Origin of the sequence: Spiroplasma poulsonii, from assembly GCF_009866525.1 — a bacterium.
In the GTDB taxonomy this organism is placed as follows: Bacteria; Bacillota_I; Bacilli_A; order Mycoplasmatales; family Mycoplasmataceae; genus Spiroplasma; species Spiroplasma poulsonii.
In genome coordinates, this window is record NZ_CM020866.1 from 128437 (window position 1) to 149874 (window position 21438).

Below are 21438 nucleotides of genomic sequence, written 5' to 3' on the forward strand. Positions count from 1 at the left end.
GAGTTTCTATAATTATGAAAAAATATTAGCTAATTTGCTAGTTTTATCGTTGACCGTAACATCAACAACAAGTTTAATTAGTTGTCAAAATTTAAGTCAAAATAATAAGAGTGAAGAAGATTTGCCAACCTTACCAAATAATTTTACAATTATGCAAGGTGATATTTATCCATCCTTCGGTATTAGCAAACAAGAGGGAAACCAAAAATACTTGTTTAAACCCACAAGTTATCAATTGAGTACACTTTTTTTAAATTTGCCACAACGCAAAATTGCTCCATTAGGGTTTGCAAAGGATGTATCAAATATTCCTGATTTTCGATTTTATTTAGCATATCCATTTGCGGCAACTTTTACAATTCTTAGTGGTCAAGAATTGACACTTGACGAAAATCAAATGGTTAATGTTACCTTGGCTGTGAAATGCTTAAAAGTAGCGGAAAAATGGTTAGAGAGTGGTGCTTGAAAAATGCGTTTTACTGATATGAATGTTGAACAAAAAATAACTTTTAAAATTCCAATTATTCCAAATGAAACTGATGAATTAAATCGATTTGTTTTAAAAAAATATAATGCATATATTGCGCAAAATGATATTGAAATTAATAAGAGTAAGTTAGATTTTAATGATGTAAATAATAGACTTCTTGCGATACCCTTTTTTATTAAAATATTATTATAAAATATAATTTATGAGGACATAAAAATATGAACAATAATAAATTTAATACTCTTAATGATAGAGAATGGTTAAGATTAACAGGAATAAAAAAATCCACTTTTAATAAAATGTTAGATATTTTAAAAGTTGCTGAAATAGAAAAATTTAAAAAAGGTGGTAAAACTAATAAATTATCATTAGAAAATAGATTATTGATGACTTTATTATATTGACGAGAATATCAGACTTATTTTCATCTTGGTAAAAGTTTTGATATTAGTGAGGCTAATTGTTATCGTAATATTAAGTGAATTGAAGATATTTTAATTAAAAACTCTGATTTTCAACAACTTGCTGGTAAAAAAGCACTAATAAATGATTATTTTAATGATAAAACTATTATTATTGATGCTACCGAAACTCTAATCCAACGCCCAAAAAAAGACAAAAACAATCTTATTCTGGTAAAAAGAAAAAACACACGATCAAAACACAAGTAATTATCGAACAAGAAACCAAAAAAATTATTGCAACAAGTTTTTCGCTCGGAAAAAAACATGATTATGCTTTATTTAAAGAATCAAAAATCCCAATTTTAAAAAATACCAAATTAATAGTTGATAGTGGTTATCAAGGAATACAAAAAAATCACAATAATGTTCTAATACCTACAAAGAAAACAAAGAAAAATCCTTTAAACAAAGAACAAAAGCAATATAATAGAATAGTTTCAAAAATGAGAATTATTATTGAAAATATTTTTGCTATTCTTAAAAAATTTAAAATTATTACAGAAAAATATCGTAATCGAAGAAAAAGATTCGGTTTAAGATTTAATTTAATTGCCTCAATTTATAATTTACAATTATTATATTTAACATAAAATATTTATTTAAAATTAAATAATTTAAATAATAAATTAATTTTTCGTTGTGGAAAAATATTAAATTTTTAAATAAAAAACATAATTAATTAAAATTATATTTTTCTATTAGTATCTTTTTTACAAATATTTGCAATTTTTTAACAAGTAATGTAAGAAGTCTAATGTTGCAAATATAAATTATTTACAAGAAAAAGCAGCTACTTTTATTGCTAGTTTTATTAGTGAAAATCCGGGTCTTAACAAAAAACTTAATCTTAAAAAAATTATTCCACCAAAGGGTAATCAAATTAAGAGTTTAGATGAACCTGCAAATAGTTTAGTAAAAATTAGTACAACATTTAATTTTACGTTAAATATTGAGAGGTTAGATTATCATCCACGATTAAATTTGGGGATGCCAATTAGATATAAAATCATGTAATTTATATAAAACACTATGGGGGTTAATAAAATTATTAACTTAAGAATAAGTGTTTTTTATTATTTTTATTTGGGTATAATAAAAATGATTAGAAGAGTGGTGTTTGAATGGGACTAAAAATTAGTAATTTAAAATATAAACTCTATAAAAAAAATATTTTTACTGATTTAAACTTTGATGTTAACAGTCAAGAAGTTCTAGGAACTTATTTTGAAAATAAATTTTCACAGTTATATTTTTTAAAACTTCTATTAGGAAAGAAAAAACCACGTAGTGGGAAAATTTATTTAAATAATCAAAACATTACTGCTTTACTGCCAAAGGAACGAAAAATTGGTTATGTTTCACCAGGGACATTACGGTTAGGTTTTTTGCCAACGAAATTACGATTAGCTTATCATATTCTAAAAACACCAAAATTTTTGCATGATAGTTCTTTAAAATACATTAAAAATAAATATCGTTATAAAAATTTAGTTTTTATAGGTAATGACTTAAATAAAAAAGATTTAATATTGAAAACAGATAAAATCATTAATGAATATTTTCATAATTCAATTAGGATTAAGGAAGAATGAATTGAAACATATTTAACACAAATTAGTGAATTTCATAAAAAGGAAATTGCCAAAATTTTAGAAGATGATAAGGATTCAATTCTAATTCAAAGTTTACATACCTACACTTATAAAAAAGAAGAGATTCGTGTTTACGAAGGTTTTCTTGCGTTTTTACAAGCCTTATGAGATAAGATTTATTATATTTCTGAATTGGATTATTTATGTGATTGTTATGAAATTGCCAAAAAAAGAAAGATTAAAAATAAAAAATTTGGATTTATTGGGGCTAAACTTGTTTGTGAAAAGTATTTAAAAACTTTACAAACTGAAATTCTTTATGAACGATATAAGCTAATTAAAGCAAGAAAAGCTTTAAAAAAATATCGTCTGAACGTTCTTAATACTGTTATGCGTGATAGTGAACGAAAAAATATTATTAAAGGGATTTTACATAAAAGTAATTCAATTAATGTTGTTACTTGATTGAAACTAGCAGAAGATCAGTGGTTTAATTATAATCAAAAACAAGAACAACTAATTTCAAATTTGTTGCCAGATGAAGCAACAATTGTTAAAGGAAAAGTTCTTGAATATTTTCATAAGTACCATTTAGCGTTATTAAATGATAAATTAATCCAACGTGAAGAAGATAATTCCCTTGTGATTGCTGCGGCAAATGAAAAAATTGTTACAGTTTATAATCAAGCATTTGAACAAGTAAAAGAACTAATGAGTAATTTAAATATTAAAATGAACTGATTTAAAATTACCAAAAATCTAAGTAGTTTTGATCATACAAAGATTAGATTAATTAATGCGATTTTAACAAATAAAGAATTGATTATTTTGCATAATACTTTTGATAATTTAACACATAATGAAGCAATTGAATTAAATGATATTTTATTAACGTTAAAAAACTATAATCCGCAAATGACGTTTTTAGTTTTGACAAGAAACATTGAAAATATTAAAAACTATGTTACTAAGTTATTGTTCTTTGATGAAAATAATAATTGTAAATTAATGACAAAAGAACAGGCTGAGTTTTTCCCCGAAACAATGCATTTATATCAAACAATGTACAATAGTTCTGAAAATATTTTTTCAATGCAGTATTTTGAAAAAGATCATATCCTCATGAATGAAAAAGTTAAAATTAAGCTACCAAAAGAAATTAAGTTAGTTGACCAAAAAGAATGTTGATTAGCGATTAACCCAAATTTAATTTCCTTTGAAAAAACAAAATTTTTTAATAAGGATTTACATTTAATGTGTAAAGGCCAAGTTAAAACAATTAAAAAAATTGGGAAATCAATTGTTTGTTTTTTTGAAACTGATAATAAAATGATTTTAAAAGTCTTAGTTCCTGAAAAAGAATTAAATTTAAAGAGAATGACTACAATATATTTTGATAAACATGCGTTATTAATTTATAATAAAAGTAGTAATAACTTAGTTATTGACATTTAAAGTGAGGAATTTTAAAATGAAAAATTTAAAAAAAACAATTTTACAAAAAATTAAAGATTATAATACTATTATTTGTTTGCGTCATATTTCACCAGATGGTGATGCTTATGGTTCAGCGTTTGGACTAGCACAATTTATTAAGGATAATTTTCCTATTAAAAAAGTTTTGGTTGATGGTGAACCAAGTAAGTATTTGGCTTTTTTAGCAACACCTGATCTTGTTAAACAAGAAGATTATCGTGGAGCTTTAGTAATTGTGACAGATACAGGTAATGTTGAACGAATTGATAGTAAATATTGACAAGAAGCAAAAGAAATTATTAAAATTGACCATCATCCCAATGTAACACCATATGGAGATTTACAATGAGTTGATGCAAATAAAATTGCAGCTAGTGAAATGATTGCTGATTTAGTTTTAACATCAAAATTAAAAGTTTCAGCAGCAGCGGCAAGATTAATCTTTACGGGGATTATCACTGATTCTAATCGTTTTATGTATAACAAAACTTCTCTTGAGACTTTGACGTTAGCAGGGCAATTACTTGCAAAAGGTTTTGATTTGCAAAACATTTATCACAATTTATATGAAGAATCATGAACAAATGCGTGTTTTAAAAATTATTTGTTATCACAAGTAATGGTTTATGATGATCAAATTAGTTATGTTAAAATAACAGACAAAATGTTAAAAGAACATCAAATGGATTATGAAACTGTTAAACCATGAGTTAATATTATGAGCAATATTAAAGAATTTAAAATTTGAATGTTATTAATTGAAAACAAAGCAGAAGGTTATATTAATATAAGTATTCGTAGTAATACTTATATTATTAATGGTGTTGCTCAAAAATATAATGGTGGAGGCCACGAATTAGCTAGTGGTGCTAGAATTTATCAGTGAGAAGATACTGAGAAAATTTTAGCTGACTTAAGTCTTTTAATTAAAAATAATGTTAAATATGTGGAAGGTGAATAATGTATTTTTTAAATAGTAAAGAACAAATGGGATGAATTGAGGTAATCACGGGTTGTATGTTTGCTGGAAAAACAGAAGAGTTTATTCGTCGTTTAGTACGGTTAAGTTATGCTAAATTTAAAATTCAAGTTTTTAAGCCAGAAATTGACAACCGATATAGTGAGAATAAAGTTGTTAGTCATAGTCAAAATTCAGTTGAAGCAATGCCAGTAAAAGATTCAGCAGAATTATTAAGTCGAATTGAGCTAACAACAAATGTGGTTGGAATTGATGAAGTTCAGTTTTTTGATAACAATATTGTTAAAGCTGCTGATTCGTTAGCAGATAAAGGAATCATTGTTATTGTAAATGGTTTAGATAAAGATTTTCGTGGCGAATCATTTCTTAATGTTGAGCAATTAATGACACGCGCAGAAGAAGTCAAAAAATTGCATGCAATTTGTGTTAAATGTGGAAATTTAGCAAATCGTACGCAACGGTTGATTAATGGTAAGCCAGCTAATTATTATGATCCCATTGTTTTAATTGGCGAAAAGGATAAATATGAAGCTCGTTGTCGACATTGCCATGAAGTAACATATTAAGTTGGAAAGGAAAAAAATGTTAACAAAAGCAGGATTAAATGCAGAAGCATATTTTATTATAAATAGTAAACCAAGAACAGTTATCAAACTTAAAGCACACTTTGTTGAAAATTTACCAATTAATTCTAAAATTACAATTATGGAAAATTTAATGGCGAAGGAAAATGATAATGTTGTTGTTAATGGCAATGTTTTTAAAATTATTCAAAAGATTATTACTAAACATCCCGTTAAAAAACCTTTGAGAGTTGTGAGTATCGTTTAACCCTCCTTGATCAATTAAGAAAATTACCAAAATTTCAAGAAATTATTGCCAATCAGTAAATAAATCATTAATTATTATGATTTATTTTTATTATAATAGATTAAATTAGGCATTATAATTTAAAATATATTATAATAATTGTTAGGTATCTGAATAAATAGAGGTGGATAGAATGAATCAAAAAACAGTTGAACGATTAGAAGCAATGTTGAAGCGGTCAAATTTAATTAATGAAGAACTAACAAAACCAGAAATAGTTAATGATGTAAAAAAATTAACTAGTTTGGCAAAAGAACAAGCACAATTAGAAGATACTGTTGCATTATATTTAACTTATAAAAATGTTTTAAATAATATTAATGAGGCAAAAGCAATTTTAGAAAATGAAAAAGATGAAGAATTAATTGAGTTAGCTAAAGAAGAAATTAAGACTTCAGAAATTCGAAAAGAACAAATTACAGCGGAGTTAAAAGTGATGTTATTACCAAAAGACTCTAATGATGAAAAAAATGTTATTTTTGAAATCCGCGGTGCTGCTGGTGGTGATGAGGGAAATATTTTTGCTGGTGATTTATATCGAATGTATTTAAGATATGCTGAGCAACAAAAGTGAAAAATTGAAGTGATTGAAGAAAATGAATCAGAAGCAGGTGGGTTTTCCACAATTTCATTTATGGTGAAAGGTGATCGTGTTTATTCAAAAATGAAGTTTGAATCAGGTGCACATCGGGTACAACGAATTCCAAAGACAGAGAGCAAAGGACGAGTTCATACTTCAACTGCGACAGTTGCCGTTTTACCAGAAATTGAAGAGGTTGATTTTGAAATTAAAACAGTTGATTTAAAAATTGATACATATCGTGCTTCGGGGGCTGGAGGACAGCATGTTAATACCACCGATTCAGCGGTACGAATTACCCATTTACCAACCGGTGTTGTAGTTACATCACAAGATGGTCGTAGTCAACATGATAATAAAGCATTAGCAATGCAACATTTACGTAGTAAATTGTATGAAGAACAACAACGTAAAATTAATGAAGAACGAGGAACGTTGCGAAAAGATGCAGTCAGAACTGGTGATCGTAGTGAGAAGATTCGAACATATAATTATCCACAAAATCGAGTTACTGATCATCGTATTAATTTAACTTTACAAAAGTTAGATCAAATTATGGAAGGTAATCTTGATGAAATTATTACAGCTTTAATTAATGAAGAACAAAGATTGAAAATGGAAGGAAACTAATGACAGTTAACGAATTAATTGAAAAGTCAGAAGAGTATCTTAAAGCGTCTAAAATTGATAATTATCTTGCTGATGTTAAAACTTTGATAGCATTTTTTATGAAAATATCATTAGCTAAATTATATGCCGTTCAAAATGAAAAAATTAATTTTAAGGTTGATGATTATTGGCAAAAGTTAGTTGAATATCAAAATGGAAAACCAATTCAACATATTACTAATTTACAGAGTTTTTATGGTTATGATTTTTATGTTGATGACAACGTTCTTATTCCACGTTATGAAACAGAAGAGTTGGTGGATAATATTAATGTTTTAATTGATGATAATTTTGTTGAAGGTAAAAAACCATTAACGTTAATTGATGTTGGAACCGGTAGTGGAGCAATTGCAATTAGCTTGGGGTTAGAAAATCCAAATTTAACAATTTATGCTAGTGATATTTCACCATTAGCCTTGAATGTTGCAAAAAGAAATATTAAACAATTAAATTGTCAAAATGTTCAATTATTAAAGGGTGATATGTTAGAACCGTTTATTAAAAATAAGATTAAAGCCGATATTTTAGTATGTAACCCGCCCTATATTCCAAGCAACCAACAGATTAGTCATCGTGTTAAAGATTATGAACCGCATGTCGCTCTATTTGGTGATGATGATGGATTATTTTTTTATCATCATATTTTTAAGAATTGACAAAAAATTGTTAATAAAAATGGTTTTTTATGTTTTGAACATGGCTATGATCAAAAAAAAGCATTAGAAAAATTAGTTAAAGAATATTTCCCAAACCAAAAATATTATTTTAGAAAAGATATAAATAAAAAATGACGAATGTTATTTGTTAATATTTTGTAGTAAAATAATAAGAGCTCAGGTGTGAGGTGAAAGTATGGATGATAAGATTAAAAAAATCAAAAGAATTCGCATTATTAGTATTGCATTTTTAGTAGTTTTATTTATTATGATGCCATATTTTGTTTTTATTGTTGTTTCGCACAATGATGATATTTTAAAGAATTTCTTTGCATTTACTGAAACAACACCGAAAGAAGTGTTAGAAACTTTTACAACTTCTAATTTGCCAAATCGCTTTTTAATTTTTGGTTTGCCATATATTGCTTTAGGAACGTTAGCTGGTGCAATTATTAGTACTGTTTTTTATATTTACTATCAAAAACGAACAATTAATTTTAATAATCGTATGTTGTTAATTGGAACAATTACTATTACTTCTTTTATTTTTATTACGTGTTTACTATTTTCATTTGCAGAGTATTATTATGATTTATTTACCGAATGATGTCGATCTTTAAAATGAGGGTATACTGGTCCTGACTATATTGAAAATATTAATAATATGATTAAACCAGGAGCTCCTAATCGTGATGCAATTATTGAAGTATTAATTAATTTAGCAACAGGATCAGGAACTCAAAATCCTTATCCGTTGGCATGAATTGGAATTAATGTGATTTGATGAATTACAGGTTTACAGATGATTTTTATTATTTTTATTATGCTAAAAGTTGGTTTTAAATTAGAATGGTTATTAAATACTAATGTCAACTTAAATAAAAAGGAGGAATTAGTTGTTTTAAAAGACACTTTTAATCAGAGTGTTGCTAAGAAAATTATTAGTTTATTTTTAATTCCAAATGAATTTAACATTTCATTATGAGTCATTTTCTTTTCGAGTATTGCTTTTATTCCGCAACTAATTTATACAATTACTATAGGAAGTAGTTTTACCGATGCAAATCGATTTATTTTGTATTCTTATTTATATTCAGAGTTAACAATTAATGTTATTATTACTGGAACAAGTAGTATTTTAGATCAACCAAATCTTGATTATTTCAATATGACAAGTAAAATGCCAGGATCACCGTTCTTTATTAGTATTGCACCAATTATTTTTTCCTCTTTAATTATTTCAATGCTATTTACATTTAGTTTCGTAATGATTAAAAAACCAAATTTAACCCAAAAAGGATTTATTAGTTTTTATTTTAGTTTTTTAATTGTAACGGGAACATCGCTAGTAATGTTTTTAATTTCACAGTATCAAATGACACAAGCGGTTAACTATTGAAATAGCCAAAATGATCATTTTAAAGAAACAGTTATGAAACCACTTTTTGGAACAACAAAACTAAATTATTTTTGATTACAAGGAAGCGAAATTATTGCAAGTGGAATTTTATTATCTTCTTTTATTGGTGTGTTATCAATCATTGCCATTTCTCATATTTCAAAAATTAAAAGTAATAATAATCATGAAGAACAAGTAAGAGTAAGAGTAAATTCTAAAAATTTATAAGATAAGGAAGGGGGTTAGGTAAAAAATGAAAGTATATACAGTAAAAGAACGCAAAGAAATTATTGCGGGTTATTTGGCGGAGAATGTTATTATTATTCCGACCGACACAATTTATGGTATGACATGTATTATTAGTTCACAAACAGCAAAAGCAAGAATTTTTAAAGTTAAAGGCCGTTCAGAAAGAATGTATTTATCAGTAATTGTTAGTTCGATTCAAATGGCAAAAAAATTTATTGATTTAACACATGAAGATATAAAACTTTTTAAAAAAAATGAAACTATTACTATAATAGGTAACATAAAAAGTGATATTAATAGTCGGTATAATATCACTAGTGATAATACAATTGGGCTTCGAATTACGAAGTCAAAATGATTGCAAAAAATTATTAAAAAAGTGGGACCAATTTATGGGACAAGTGTTAATATTAGCGGCCAAAATTATGCAAAAGAATTTAATGAGCTAAAAAAATTTGATGTTGATATTATTGTTAATGATGGATATTTAGATAATCGTCCTTCAAAAATTTATAATTCTTTAACAAAAGAATTTATTAGATAAGAGGTAAACAATGGTAGAAAAAAATAAAACCAAAAAATGATCATGATATAAAATTGTTAATCTTGTTATTTTAATTATTTTAATTATTTTAACGATTGCTTTTACAGTGATGTTTGTTATTGATCAAAAAGCATATACCGTTGTCTTTTTAATGAGTGTTTTATTGTTAGGAATTTGAGTAACGGGTTATTTCATGGGCCATTTTTTATTTATGAATCGAGAAAACATTAAAGATGGGACAAGAAAATTATTTGATGATTATCGCAAAAAGGATAAGAATAAAAATAAAGAATCGAAAGCAGAGAAAATTAAACGTTTAGAAAAAGAACTAGCGGATTTAAAAGAAGAGGAAGAAGATTAATTTTATAAAAAGAATAATATCATACCAAATTGCAATTTAAATTGCAATTTTTTTTTATAATTTTTTTAGTAAATATGATATAATTTAAATATGGAGAAATGATGCAGGAGGGCTAAACATGTACATCAATCCATTCGAACGAATGAAAAATTTAAAATTAAATACAGAAGAGACAAAGCCAAATAATTCAAAGAGCAATGAACAAAAAATGAATTCAACACAAGTTGTTAATGAGGATGCAGGGATGGCAGTGGGTTTATTTAAAAATAGTGGGCATGAAATTAAAAAAAATATAAACAAAGAAGAATTAGGTAAGATTGATGGTATGGTATTATCAAATTATGAAATTGTTCGTGATTTAATAAAAACATTTAAAGAAAAAAATAATGAGATGCAGTCTTTCTTAACAATCGTTGATAATCAACACCAGGATTCAATGTCGGAAATTGTTAGTTCATTTTTTTCAATGCCACTTGTTAATATTGATCTGTTACGTATTGAGTTATATGCTTCACCGTTCTTATTCCTACTTAAGAGAATTATTAAAGGGTTACCAAAAGTTAGTTTAGAAGATAAAAAAGTTTTATGAGATCGTGTTAAATTGTTTGCAAGAACGTTACGAAACAATGAATTATCAGAACAAACTAACGATTCAAATTCAGTGGTAATTATTAATGAATTAGAATTTGATGATCCGCTAGAATATATTAAGAAAGAATTCGAAGACATTTTACGGGCATATGAGATTAAAGATAATATTGTAATAATTTTCAACAACATTGATTTAGTTGGATATGCAAAGTTTAAAACAGTTTTTAGTTTAGTACATGCAATTTTTAAAGGAATTATTAAATTTAAATTTATTGTTGCATTAAATCCGGTTTTAATTGAGACTTATGTTACCCAAGTTTATGGTAATAATTTAACAGAACAATTAATAAAACATGAAATTAGTGTTTTTGATAAATGCTACATTATTAGAGATGACCAAGACGATAATTCTGTTGAACAAGCAGCACCAAAAGTAGAAGAAGAAGCACTCCAACCAATGCAAAATTTTGCCCCAGTTGAAGAGGAAGAAGATGATGAAACAATTGGGTTTGATTATTGAGCTATGCGTGGCGGAAAGTAAATTAGAGGAGGATAAGTTGATATGTTTACATTTTTAGTAACCTTAGGATGAGTCCTAATCATAATTGGTGCAATAGTTCAAATTTTTGCGGCAATATTAAATCTCTTGGTGATTCAACAAGTTGCGCTTCCAATAATTTTTAATTCAATAAATGATATTTTTCAAACATCAATTTTTAAACAAGAAGAAATTTTAAATGGTTTAACTGGTGATGCATGGGCATATACCATTAACGCATTATCAATCTTTGTTGCTTTAGCAGCAATTACGTTAGTATCATTTCAAATTAACCGTGTTAAGAAAGGAAAACGAATTGCAAGACCATATATCAAAATGATTTTTGTCACATTAATTATTGCTTCATTAGTATATGGAAAAGTAGCTGTTTTAATCTTTGCTGCATTCATTTTTGTTGCTTTATTATTTATTGAATCGTCATTATTTGATGTAGAAGCTTTACAAAATTTTGTTGAAGAACGAAATATGATTGTTATTTACCATCAAGATAAAAAACTTGAAAGAGAGGTAAATAAAGAGGGAAAGTATTATGGAAACGCAACTATGGGAGTTGGCTTGACTACCGCAGGGATCGAAAATACCGGAAAAAATTTCAGAGACAATGATTATGTAAGCGCGGATGATAATAAAAAATCATCGGCCCAAAAATCAAATGCAATGTTTACATCAAATGAATTAAATAATTTATTTAATTCTGGTAAGAGTGATGTTGATGAAAATGAATTAGCAAATTTAATTAGTGATATGACACATGTAGTGTCAAATCCTTCTAATTCAGAAGTAAGTAAGCTGAATGATTTAACAAAACCACCATTGCCAACAGAGCTTATTAAAGATACACCAGTAGAACCAGTAAAGGTGGAAGAACCATTAGTTGCAACAACAGTAAATGTTGAGCCCGAAACAAGTGCATTAGAAGGTAAAACTGTTAATGTTCCTATTACAGAAACTAATCTTAATTCTGATCATGCAGTTAATGCTGATGTTGAACTTTTTGTTGATAAAACAGCAGTTTTAGAAGAAAATGATAATTTAAATGATGAAGAACAAGAAGAACCAACAAGAGATAAAGAAATTGATTTTGATTTTTTAAATGATGGGATATTAAATTCTTCATCTTCTGATGCAAGAGTATTAACAAAAAAAGAAAAGAAACTTTACAATAAATGAAATGAGATGTATCAGCAAGCTCTTAATATCAAAAACTTGATTGAAGAGGAAGTTCAAAATACTAATGCACCAACTAAATCAATTAAAAAGAAAGCTAAGATTTATAATTTAATTGCTAAAGAAGCAAACAGTCTAGTAACAAAATTAAAATTAGATGCTGATCAGCATTTGAAAATGATGCATATTGCTGAAATTTTTGGAGATATTTCACAAGCAACAAGTGATTTTCTGAATGAAAATGCTATTGTTTCAAATAATGATATTTTAGACAACATTTCAAATGAAACAAGTAGTAGTAAAGAAGATAATGATATTCTTGATAGTTTGACAAAAACAGATGATTTAATTACCAATGATTTGAATATTGGTACTGATGATGGTACGGTTATTTTTGGGACAACTGTTGCAACAGAAATTGTGCAAGATAGTCCGCAAGAAGATCTTACTTTTATTCCAAAAAATTATAATATTGATAAATTAGATGGTGAATTATTATCCGAAATTCAATCATCAGATAGTCAGACCCAAGAAACTATTAATTATATTGATGATAGTCACGGATATACATTTGCAGAATTAGAAGGATTGGATGATCTTCATAGTGAAGGATCTCCAACCGGAATTGAAGATAAAGGCCCTGATGCTGAAATAATAACATTTGAAAATAATGAGTATGTTGAAACAATGCCAGAAGAATTGGCAGCAATTGATAATAATTCAATTTTAGATAAACCTTCAGAATCTGTTTTAGCAACTGCTGAAAAAATAGCAAGTTTTAATGCGCCAATTGAAGAAAACAAAATGACAGCTTCACCATCAGAAAGACCATTAGTAAATAACTTAGAAAATATTAACGATGAATTAGTTGATGATCATGATAATAATGATGGGGAACTATTAGACGATGTTATTGTAAGTGAACCAATTAAATCAGTACCATCGGAAATTAAATCAACACAATCAGAAATTAAACCAGCTTTAGATGATGAAATATCATATAGTTTGGATGAACTAGATAATAAAATTATGAATGGGGATTTTTCAAATCTTGATTACGAAGTAATTGGATATGAAATTGAACAAAAAGATCCACCAGTGGTAGAAACTACCCCAGTGAAACAAAAATTAGAACCAGAGCAGGGGTCAATTGCACTTCAACCAGAAGGTGATAACAATTTTGATTGCCGATTTGAAAAGTTAGAAGATCTAATTAAAAATTCAATTGATTTGCAATCAGTTCATACAAAAACATTGGGTGAAGTACAAGAACATTTAACTAGTTTAACTTTAAAAGTAGAAACATTAGAAACAAAATCAACTGATTTTGCAAAAAAAATTGCAGATGTTGAAACAAAAAAATATGTTAATTATTATGGGGTAGTACCGATTGATCAGTTTTATCCACAAATTGATGATCTTAACTTAGCTTCAACACGTTATAATTTATACAATAAAAAAGGATATTCAAATACATATGGTGCAACTAGTGCTAGTGATGTTCCATATGGTTCGGGAAGTTATTATCGGGCAAAAAATCTTTCTTCAGGACAAGACGAAATGATGATAAACAATAATCCGCAGGTTGATTATAACCATCTTAATTTACATAATATTTCAAAATATACAAAGCAAGACATTCCTTATGAAAGTAATTGTCCATTCTGTAAAAAAAATAGTAAATAAAAAAATACCTTAGGTAAATCTAAGGTATTTTTTTATTAAAGTAATTCAAGCCATTATAATTTTTTGAAAAAGTATTATACCATAAAAAATAGCAAATTTGACAATTTTATTTTTTTCTGTTATACTTACTGTAGTAGATAATCAGGATATCTACATTAATGGAGGTGTTATGTATGACCTTCCCTTCATTAGTGACTTTACCAGTTGAATTACAAAATCATGTTGTTAATGTTTGTATTAATATGAATATTAACTAAATTAACCTAATAAAAAAATCAGTCACTTTGGAAACCTGACTGAGAAGAGTAGTTTATTTGACTGGTAAAGTCATTTTTTTAACCACAGATTAATTATATATAAATTCTAAGAATAATGCAATATTTTTTGCTTTTTTCTTATAAATATATAAAAACGGTAAATTATGCTATTTTTTAAATAAAAAGTAGCATTTTTTGCTTTTTAATTATTTAAATAAATGTCTTGTTTTTAAAAGCAAATATTAACTTATGGTATTATATAGGTACATCATAGTTATATGATGCATAATTTATTAAATTAACTAACTCAACAGAAAGTTAACTAATTAGCATTTTAAAAAAATAATTAAAATTTGACTTTTCAACAAGATAATTTATAATAAAAATAACTTTCAAATATAAACACTTAATTATATTGAAAGTTTCAAACTATTTATAGTTTCCTTGCTCGGAACTTTTAAATGTAATTTAGTGTTTTTTTATTTGAAAGGAGTTTATAAAAATGAATAATGTTTTTATTCAAGATAATTTAATAAATAAAGGTAATAATGTATTTATGAATGATTTAAATTATGTTAAAAAAGAATATTATTTAAAAAAGGTATTTTATGGTAATTATGTTAAAAATATTATTTTACCACTAGAATTAATTAATAATAATCTTCGTAATAAATATGATATTAAAAATACTGGTAAAAATGTGTATACTGTAAAACTAAACCATAAAAAGTTAAAAGTATTATAACAAATTAAAAATAAAATACAATAAAAAAGTAAAAAGTAGTATAAAAACTATTTTTTACTTTTTTATTGTATTTTACTAATTTATTCATTTTCATTTATTTTATTAATATTTTCAATATTGTCTGTTTTATTTTGTTTTTTATTTAAGTTTTGGAATGCTGTTTTTATTTCCTGAATTTCTTTATCATCATTTTTTAATAATTCAGGGTGACAATTTTTATAACTTAATTTAAGATGTTTTCTAACTATATTAAAATCAAGCACATCAACTTCAATTTCATCACCAATATCAAAAAAATCTTTAATATCTTTAACAAAATAATCTGAAACTTCACTAATATGGATTAAACCATCAGCTCTTTCTGCTTTACAAAAAGCACCATAGGGAGTAATATTTGTTATTTTTACAATAATTTTGTTATTTTTATCATACATATATTTTTTCTCCTTTACTAAAATCTAATTGGATGGGTTAAGATAAATTGGACAACAATAATGTGGAGTAAGGATTATAATTAAATTAATAAATGGAGGTGTAATTATGGCAAAGAATCATTATACCGATGAATTTAAACAACAAATTGTTAGTCTTTATAAAACAGGTAAAACAGCAAAACAATTGTCCAGTGACTATCAGGTCGGTAAATCAACAGTTTGAAAATGAATTTATGAATTCAATAATTCTGGTTCATTTAAAGCAAAAGATAATCGAAGCCCAGAAGAAAATGAACTAATTCATCTAAGAAAAGAAATTAAACAATTACGAATGGAAAATGATATTTTAAAGCAAGCCACACTGATAATAGGCAAAAAATAGTAATTATTAAAAACAACAAAGAAAAATATGCAATTACTAATTTATGCAAAACACTAAAAGTTCCTAGATCAACGTTTTATTATCAATTGAAATCAAATAATCCTAAATCAAACCATACTATTGATAATGCTGTTATCAGTATTTTCTTAAAAAGTCGTAAAAATTATGGCACAAGAAAAATTAAAGTTATGTTAGCACAACAAAATATTTTATTATCACGAATAAAAATTAGTAAAATAATGCAAAGATATAACTTAATTTCCAATTATACAAAACTTAAATATAAACATCAAAGTAACAAAAACGCTATATACAAATATCATAATTTGTTAAATCAAGAATTTAATAATTATAAACTACATGAAGTTGTTGTCAGTGATTTAACACAAGTTGCTATCAATAGCAAATGATATTATGTGTGCTTTCTAATTGATTTATTTAATCGTGAAGTTATTGGTTATGATGTTAGTTCTCATAAAGATGCCAAATTAGTTGAAAATACTTTTAAAAAGCTTAGTTTTTCTTTAGATAATATTAAAATATTTCATACTGATCAAGGCAGCGAATTTAATAACAATATCATTTACAATCTTTTAGCTAAAAACAATGTTGCAAAATCTTATAGTAAACCAGGCTGTCCTTATGATAATGCTGTTTATGAATCAACCTATAAAATTTTAAAAACAGAATTAATTAAAAACAGAAAATTTAAAAATATTGAACAATTTAAATTAGAATTATTTGACTATGTTAATTGATACAATAATGTACGAATTCACAGCAAATTAAATTATTTAACACCAATTGAATATAAAAATCTTTACTCTACATAAAATTTGTCCAAAAAACCCTTGCCATTCCAAATTATATTATTAAAATGATGAAAATAATTTGTTAAACACAAAAATAATTAATAAATTTTATTATTTTTATTATATACATTAACTAATTAATGAACAAATATTTTTTTAAAATATTGTTTTGATGTAAAATTTTCTAAACAAGGTCTTATTGTAGTATTTAATATATTTAAAACATTTTTTAATCTACTACGAATATTAATCAAAGGTTCATTTGATCCAAATCATCGCCTTATATCTCTATTTATTCGTTCAACTAATGCTTTTTGTTTTGGTTTACCAGGGTCACAAAAATAAACTCTTATTTTAAAAGATTTTTCTATTGGTTTTCATTTATAAAATTCTTTTCCTCTATCTGTCAAAATACAACTAAATTTATTACTGCCAATTTGTCTAATCATTTTCATTAAAACCATTAAAACAATACTTGCTTTTTTAGTAAATAAAATATCATAAAAAACTATTTTAGATTTCCTATTTACTAAAACTAATAAATGAAAATTACCACAATCAAGAGTATCCATTTCTCAAATTCCACTAAAACTAAAATCATCACCATAATCATTTAAAAATTGCTTATAATCTCTAATATTAAGCAATACACCACGATTATCATTTTTTTCACCATTTTTTGTTTTTCGTTTTTTATTTTTAAAATACAAATTATCTTTTGATAAATTAAAATAACCTAATCTAATATATTTATACATTGTTTTAAAACACACACCAAATTTTACATTATATTGTAATTCATAAGACATAATAATATTTTGTGGAGAACGACCAAAATTATTATATTCATTAGAAAAATAACTTAATTCTTGTGAATTTAACATTGAATATTTACGACATTGTCTTTTATTTTTATCGTGTATTTTTTGTGCTTTTGTAGCATTATAATCATTAATATTATCAAACACATTTAACTCTTGCCAAATAGTTTTATAATCTCTATTCATTTGTTTAGCAATTTTCCGAATATTAATTGTTCCATTTTTCTTTTTAAACAAGTCATTATCTTTTAATTTTTCTAAATTTACTCTTTCATTAATATCTAATCTTTCATATTTTTTCATATTTTACCCCCTAAAATATGTTATGATTTACATAGAGTAATTATAACATTCTAAATAAGGAGATAAGTATATGAAAAAATGACTAAGTATTTTAGGAGCAATCGGATTAACTACAACAAGTACAACATCATTAATTAGTTGTGAAAAACCAAATAACAATGAAAACGGGGGAGAAGGTAATAAACCAGAACCACCATATAATCCGCAACAACCACCAGAAAATAGTAGTTGAAAGTTAATCCCATTAGATAAATTAAATAGGAATCCAGATAATAAATGATATATTGGAATTGTAAAAAAGAAACAAAATGATAATTTTTCTATTATAAAATTTAATTTTTCAAATAAATCAATTTGAGATAATAGTGGAGTACCTTATCATATTATTAATGGTGTATGATATCTTTTTAAATCATATTATTGTTGAGATGGTTTAAATGAACCTCAAACACCTGAAATTGATACAAATACCGGTAAAATTACAGATTGAAAAGAATAAAAGGACTAACAAGTCCTTTTTATATTAATCTTACAAATTTCATAAATATAATTAATAAGAATATATTTGTTATTGTGTTATATAATGCTGGACTAAATTTTCATACCTCAAATGTTTGACTAAAAAAACTATATATTGTTTGAAAAATCTTACCAACTCCACTTGCTAATTCATTTACTTGTTTTACACCAGGAATATTATTTACAACTCAAATTGCGGCATTTTTTATATGACACGCTAAATTATATCAACTACAACTTTCATATTGTGCTTGTCATCATTGTCCATCGGGGAATAATCCACCGTTGTTTATTTCTTGTCAGTTGTAAATCCCAAAATTAAAATCATAATAACGATACATATCATTTTCTTTTTGCGCTTGTAATTCAAAAACATTATAACCAATTTTTTGTTCTTCAATTTTTTTGTATTTTAAACCATATTTATCTTTTAAAGCGCCTTCAAAAACATAACCCTCATTTTGATTAATATTATAATTATTTGCAACTGAAAAATCATAATTAAACACATTACCATAATTGGTGTTATAAAATCGATTTTTAAATGCTGAATATAATTTAATATCTAACTGATTATATTTATCTGAAAAATAAAAATATCGTGGGTAAATTTTAAAACCATTATTTGCTAATAAACCATATTTTTTATTATAACCTTGCACATAAGTATTATTTTCTAAATCAAAAATGGTACGTAAATAATCTTTATAAAAGTTTTGCGAAACCGTGAACATACTATTTAATAACTTTTCAAATTGACTTTTATTAGTATTAGTTTCATCAATTAAAACATCTCTAAAATTAACTAATTTTAAACCAAAAAAGTTAATTAAAACAGTATCATATTCTAAATTATCAATATATCCACTTTCAATAAAATTACTACGATTTTGAAAAACAGGTACCAAAGCATGGGCAAAAAAGGATTTTAAAAATTTATTAATATCAATTTGACCTTTCATATGCTCAAAAACAATTTTACCAGTATTGGGAGTATTACCTCGATAATAATTATAAGTTTCAGCACTAAAATTAAAAGTATCTTCTTTTTCTTTTATGAAAGAAAATAAAAAACCTAAATCATCAGTATACCGATAACTATTTGCATTATTACCATCCCAATATTGTTTAAAATGTGTTAATTCTAAACTACCTGCAACAATATTTTTATTTTCATCAATTGTTAAAATCATCCGATAAATTGATTTTCTAGTTAAAATAACATCAGGTTTTCAATCTAATTTTTCCATATTATTAATAATTTTAAAATCAAATATTATTCTTTGACTACGGTCGTATAAATTATTTTGGGGTCTTAAATTAATATCTTAGAAATTGTGGAATAATATACCACTTACTTATTTAGATTGTATTACTTTTAATTTTATTGTCAATATATTTTTCTATTTTTTTAAATTTTTCCACAAAAAAAATACATTTTTATTAAAGTTATTTAATTTCTTAGATAAAACTAATAAAAATATAAGTTTTTTTGTAAATTATTATTTACAAAATTATTAACTGAATAATTAAATTTATTTTCTTCTAACAATTGTTCATTAGTATTAAATAAATTAATTTTATTTTTTAATCCCATCATACTAGCATTTAATTTATTTCTAATAGTTTTTTCACTATAAATAGCTTTTTTAATTATAGTGCCTTTTCAATAATGAGAAATATCACCTTCAATATCACAACCAATATTATTCCATAGTGTTTGGTTTTCAATTCCTTCTTTATTATTTTTAATTAATCTAATAGTTTTATTCAAAAAAATTAATTTAGCATCGCTTATAAAAGATTTACTATCTTCTAAACACTGTAATAATCCCTCATATTTACCATTATAAAAATTATCAACTGCTTTATGATATATTTCTCTATTTTCTTTGTTTTTACTTTGATGTGGATATAGTTTTTTAAATCTACTTGTAAGATGAAATTTATCTATTGTATAGTGAATTTTATTTTTAGGAAAATATTGACGCATAAAATTTTTAGTATTTTTAATCCATAATGCACCATCACCTAAAATCATAATTTCAATATTAGGTGTCAATTTGAAATGAGTTTCAATTAAAGTAAATAATTTTATAAGAACTGGTTTTAAATTTGCTTCTTTTTTAAGATAATCTGGAATATTATCCATTTCAAAAACACCTAATTTATTTGCGATTACAGGTCTTTTTACAGTATATTTTTCTTCATCATACCCAGTATGTACAGTACATGCTATCGTATGTTTTTTTATCTTTTTTCTTCCTTGCTTTGTTGAATCTAACATTTTCAAATAAGTCCCATCCATTTGAATATATAAAGTGTGTGGAATATCTATTTTTTTATTACTTTTATTAAAGTAATATTCTTCGTCAGTTTTTGCATTTTTCATAATATTAGATACTGTCATTAAACTAATTTTTACATGCTCCATAGTATCTAAAATATCTTTATATCTTTTGTTCTCAGTAATAAATGATAATATTTTTTCTTTAACAGAATTATCTATTCTTTGTCATTTTTCAATTCCTAAAAGTTTATCCAAAGGAAAAATATATTCTTCTTTACCTGTTTCTGGATTAATTTTATAATATCTTCTTCTTTTAAAAGTTATTTTTCCATTTAAAATTACTAATGTTCTTTCAATTTTATCTTTTACTTTATAATATTTAAATTCTTTTAAAGTTTTATCAATTTTGTAATTTTTAAAAATTCATTCATCATAATCTTCTGAACTTTGTTGAATAATTTCAATACTCTGTATATATAATAAATTAATAAAATTATTAAAAAAATTGTTATCAACATTCATCATTTTTTACCCTCTTTCCTT

Annotated in this window: 21 protein-coding genes and 1 pseudogene; 18 read left to right on the forward strand and 4 right to left on the reverse strand. The window is 25.1% G+C overall.

What is annotated here, in order from left to right; genetic code table 4:
* Nucleotides 1–49 precede the first annotated feature (49 nt).
* The 15 genes from MSROBK_RS00665 to MSROBK_RS00730 all read left to right on the forward strand — a co-directional run bounded on the left by MSROBK_RS00665 (nucleotide 50) and on the right by MSROBK_RS00730 (nucleotide 15334).
* Nucleotides 50–682 (forward strand): hypothetical protein, encoded by a 633-nt coding sequence (locus MSROBK_RS00665; RefSeq protein WP_133165039.1) that lies wholly within the window; start codon nucleotides 50–52, stop codon nucleotides 680–682.
* Nucleotides 683–708: 26 nt separating this feature from the next.
* Entirely contained in the window at nucleotides 709–1161 is a 453-nt protein-coding gene (locus tag MSROBK_RS12540) for an IS5 family transposase (RefSeq protein ID WP_040092547.1), read from the forward strand.
* Entirely contained in the window at nucleotides 1146–1544 is a 399-nt protein-coding gene (locus MSROBK_RS12545; protein WP_416375024.1) for a transposase, read from the forward strand. The genes MSROBK_RS12540 and MSROBK_RS12545 overlap by 16 nt, the downstream gene beginning before the upstream one ends.
* Nucleotides 1545–2075: 531 nt before the next feature.
* Nucleotides 2076–4001, forward strand: a complete 1926-nt coding sequence (locus MSROBK_RS00675) for a hypothetical protein (RefSeq protein WP_040092549.1) — start codon at nucleotides 2076–2078, stop codon at nucleotides 3999–4001.
* A 16-nt stretch (nucleotides 4002–4017) separates the two neighbouring features.
* Complete coding sequence (locus tag MSROBK_RS00680; protein ID WP_040092550.1) at nucleotides 4018–4983, forward strand: DHH family phosphoesterase; 966 nt, start codon at nucleotides 4018–4020, stop codon at nucleotides 4981–4983.
* Nucleotides 4983–5567, forward strand: a complete 585-nt coding sequence (locus MSROBK_RS00685; protein ID WP_040092552.1) for a thymidine kinase — start codon at nucleotides 4983–4985, stop codon at nucleotides 5565–5567. Before MSROBK_RS00680 ends, MSROBK_RS00685 begins: the two co-directional genes overlap by 1 nt.
* A 16-nt stretch (nucleotides 5568–5583) precedes the next feature.
* The gene (locus MSROBK_RS00690) at nucleotides 5584–5832 is read left to right on the forward strand and encodes a hypothetical protein (protein WP_227991316.1); all 249 of its coding nucleotides are present in this window, start codon (nucleotides 5584–5586) and stop codon (nucleotides 5830–5832) included.
* Between the two features lie 172 nt (nucleotides 5833–6004).
* A complete protein-coding gene (gene prfA, locus MSROBK_RS00695; protein WP_040092554.1) occupies nucleotides 6005–7081 on the forward strand; it encodes a peptide chain release factor 1 in 1077 nt (358 codons plus the stop codon).
* A complete protein-coding gene (gene prmC, locus MSROBK_RS00700) occupies nucleotides 7081–7938 on the forward strand; it encodes a peptide chain release factor N(5)-glutamine methyltransferase (RefSeq protein ID WP_040092556.1) in 858 nt (285 codons plus the stop codon). Before prfA ends, prmC begins: the two co-directional genes overlap by 1 nt.
* 34 nt (nucleotides 7939–7972) lie before the next feature.
* The gene (locus MSROBK_RS00705) at nucleotides 7973–9403 is read left to right on the forward strand and encodes a hypothetical protein (RefSeq protein ID WP_040092558.1); all 1431 of its coding nucleotides are present in this window, start codon (nucleotides 7973–7975) and stop codon (nucleotides 9401–9403) included.
* Between the two features lie 25 nt (nucleotides 9404–9428).
* A complete protein-coding gene (locus tag MSROBK_RS00710; protein WP_040092560.1) occupies nucleotides 9429–9968 on the forward strand; it encodes an L-threonylcarbamoyladenylate synthase in 540 nt (179 codons plus the stop codon).
* Between the two features lie 10 nt (nucleotides 9969–9978).
* Nucleotides 9979–10329, forward strand: a complete 351-nt coding sequence (locus tag MSROBK_RS00715) for a hypothetical protein (protein WP_040092561.1) — start codon at nucleotides 9979–9981, stop codon at nucleotides 10327–10329.
* A gap of 142 nt (nucleotides 10330–10471) precedes the next feature.
* Entirely contained in the window at nucleotides 10472–11461 is a 990-nt protein-coding gene (locus tag MSROBK_RS00720) for a hypothetical protein (RefSeq protein ID WP_227991318.1), read from the forward strand.
* Nucleotides 11462–11482: 21 nt separating this feature from the next.
* Complete coding sequence (locus MSROBK_RS00725; RefSeq protein WP_040092563.1) at nucleotides 11483–14332, forward strand: hypothetical protein; 2850 nt, start codon at nucleotides 11483–11485, stop codon at nucleotides 14330–14332.
* Between the two features lie 759 nt (nucleotides 14333–15091).
* Nucleotides 15092–15334 (forward strand): hypothetical protein, encoded by a 243-nt coding sequence (locus MSROBK_RS00730; RefSeq protein WP_040092564.1) that lies wholly within the window; start codon nucleotides 15092–15094, stop codon nucleotides 15332–15334.
* Between the two features lie 80 nt (nucleotides 15335–15414).
* Here MSROBK_RS00730 and MSROBK_RS00735 read toward each other — a convergent pair whose 3' ends face one another.
* Nucleotides 15415–15768 carry a S1 RNA-binding domain-containing protein gene (locus MSROBK_RS00735; protein ID WP_052443409.1) on the reverse strand — a complete coding sequence of 118 codons (354 nt, stop codon included), beginning with the start codon at nucleotides 15766–15768 and terminating at the stop codon, nucleotides 15415–15417.
* A 106-nt stretch (nucleotides 15769–15874) separates the two neighbouring features.
* Here MSROBK_RS00735 and MSROBK_RS00740 point away from each other — a divergent pair, with 106 nt between their 5' ends.
* Both MSROBK_RS00740 and MSROBK_RS00745 read left to right on the forward strand, forming a co-directional pair.
* Nucleotides 15875–16150: an IS3 family transposase gene (locus MSROBK_RS00740; RefSeq protein WP_040092565.1), complete on the forward strand. Its 276-nt coding sequence runs from the start codon at nucleotides 15875–15877 to the stop codon at nucleotides 16148–16150.
* Nucleotides 16151–16182: 32 nt separating this feature from the next.
* Nucleotides 16183–16983 (forward strand): IS3 family transposase, encoded by an 801-nt coding sequence (locus MSROBK_RS00745; RefSeq protein ID WP_242441466.1) that lies wholly within the window; start codon nucleotides 16183–16185, stop codon nucleotides 16981–16983.
* 116 nt (nucleotides 16984–17099) lie between these two features.
* Here MSROBK_RS00745 and MSROBK_RS00750 read toward each other — a convergent pair whose 3' ends face one another.
* A complete protein-coding gene (locus MSROBK_RS00750; protein WP_040092568.1) occupies nucleotides 17100–18086 on the reverse strand; it encodes an IS30 family transposase in 987 nt (328 codons plus the stop codon).
* 70 nt (nucleotides 18087–18156) lie between these two features.
* Between MSROBK_RS00750 and MSROBK_RS11285 the strand changes: the two genes are divergently transcribed.
* Nucleotides 18157–18585: a spiroplasma phage ORF1-like family protein gene (locus MSROBK_RS11285; RefSeq protein ID WP_040092571.1), complete on the forward strand. Its 429-nt coding sequence runs from the start codon at nucleotides 18157–18159 to the stop codon at nucleotides 18583–18585.
* A 19-nt stretch (nucleotides 18586–18604) separates the two neighbouring features.
* Here the strand turns inward: MSROBK_RS11285 and MSROBK_RS00760 are convergent.
* Both MSROBK_RS00760 and MSROBK_RS00765 read right to left on the reverse strand, forming a co-directional pair.
* A pseudogene (locus MSROBK_RS00760) lies at nucleotides 18605–19894 on the reverse strand (spiroplasma phage ORF1-like family protein); the annotation flags it as partial.
* A gap of 182 nt (nucleotides 19895–20076) precedes the next feature.
* Nucleotides 20077–21420, reverse strand: a complete 1344-nt coding sequence (locus tag MSROBK_RS00765; protein ID WP_084217922.1) for an Mbov_0401 family ICE element transposase-like protein — start codon at nucleotides 21418–21420, stop codon at nucleotides 20077–20079.
* Nucleotides 21421–21438 lie beyond the last annotated feature (18 nt).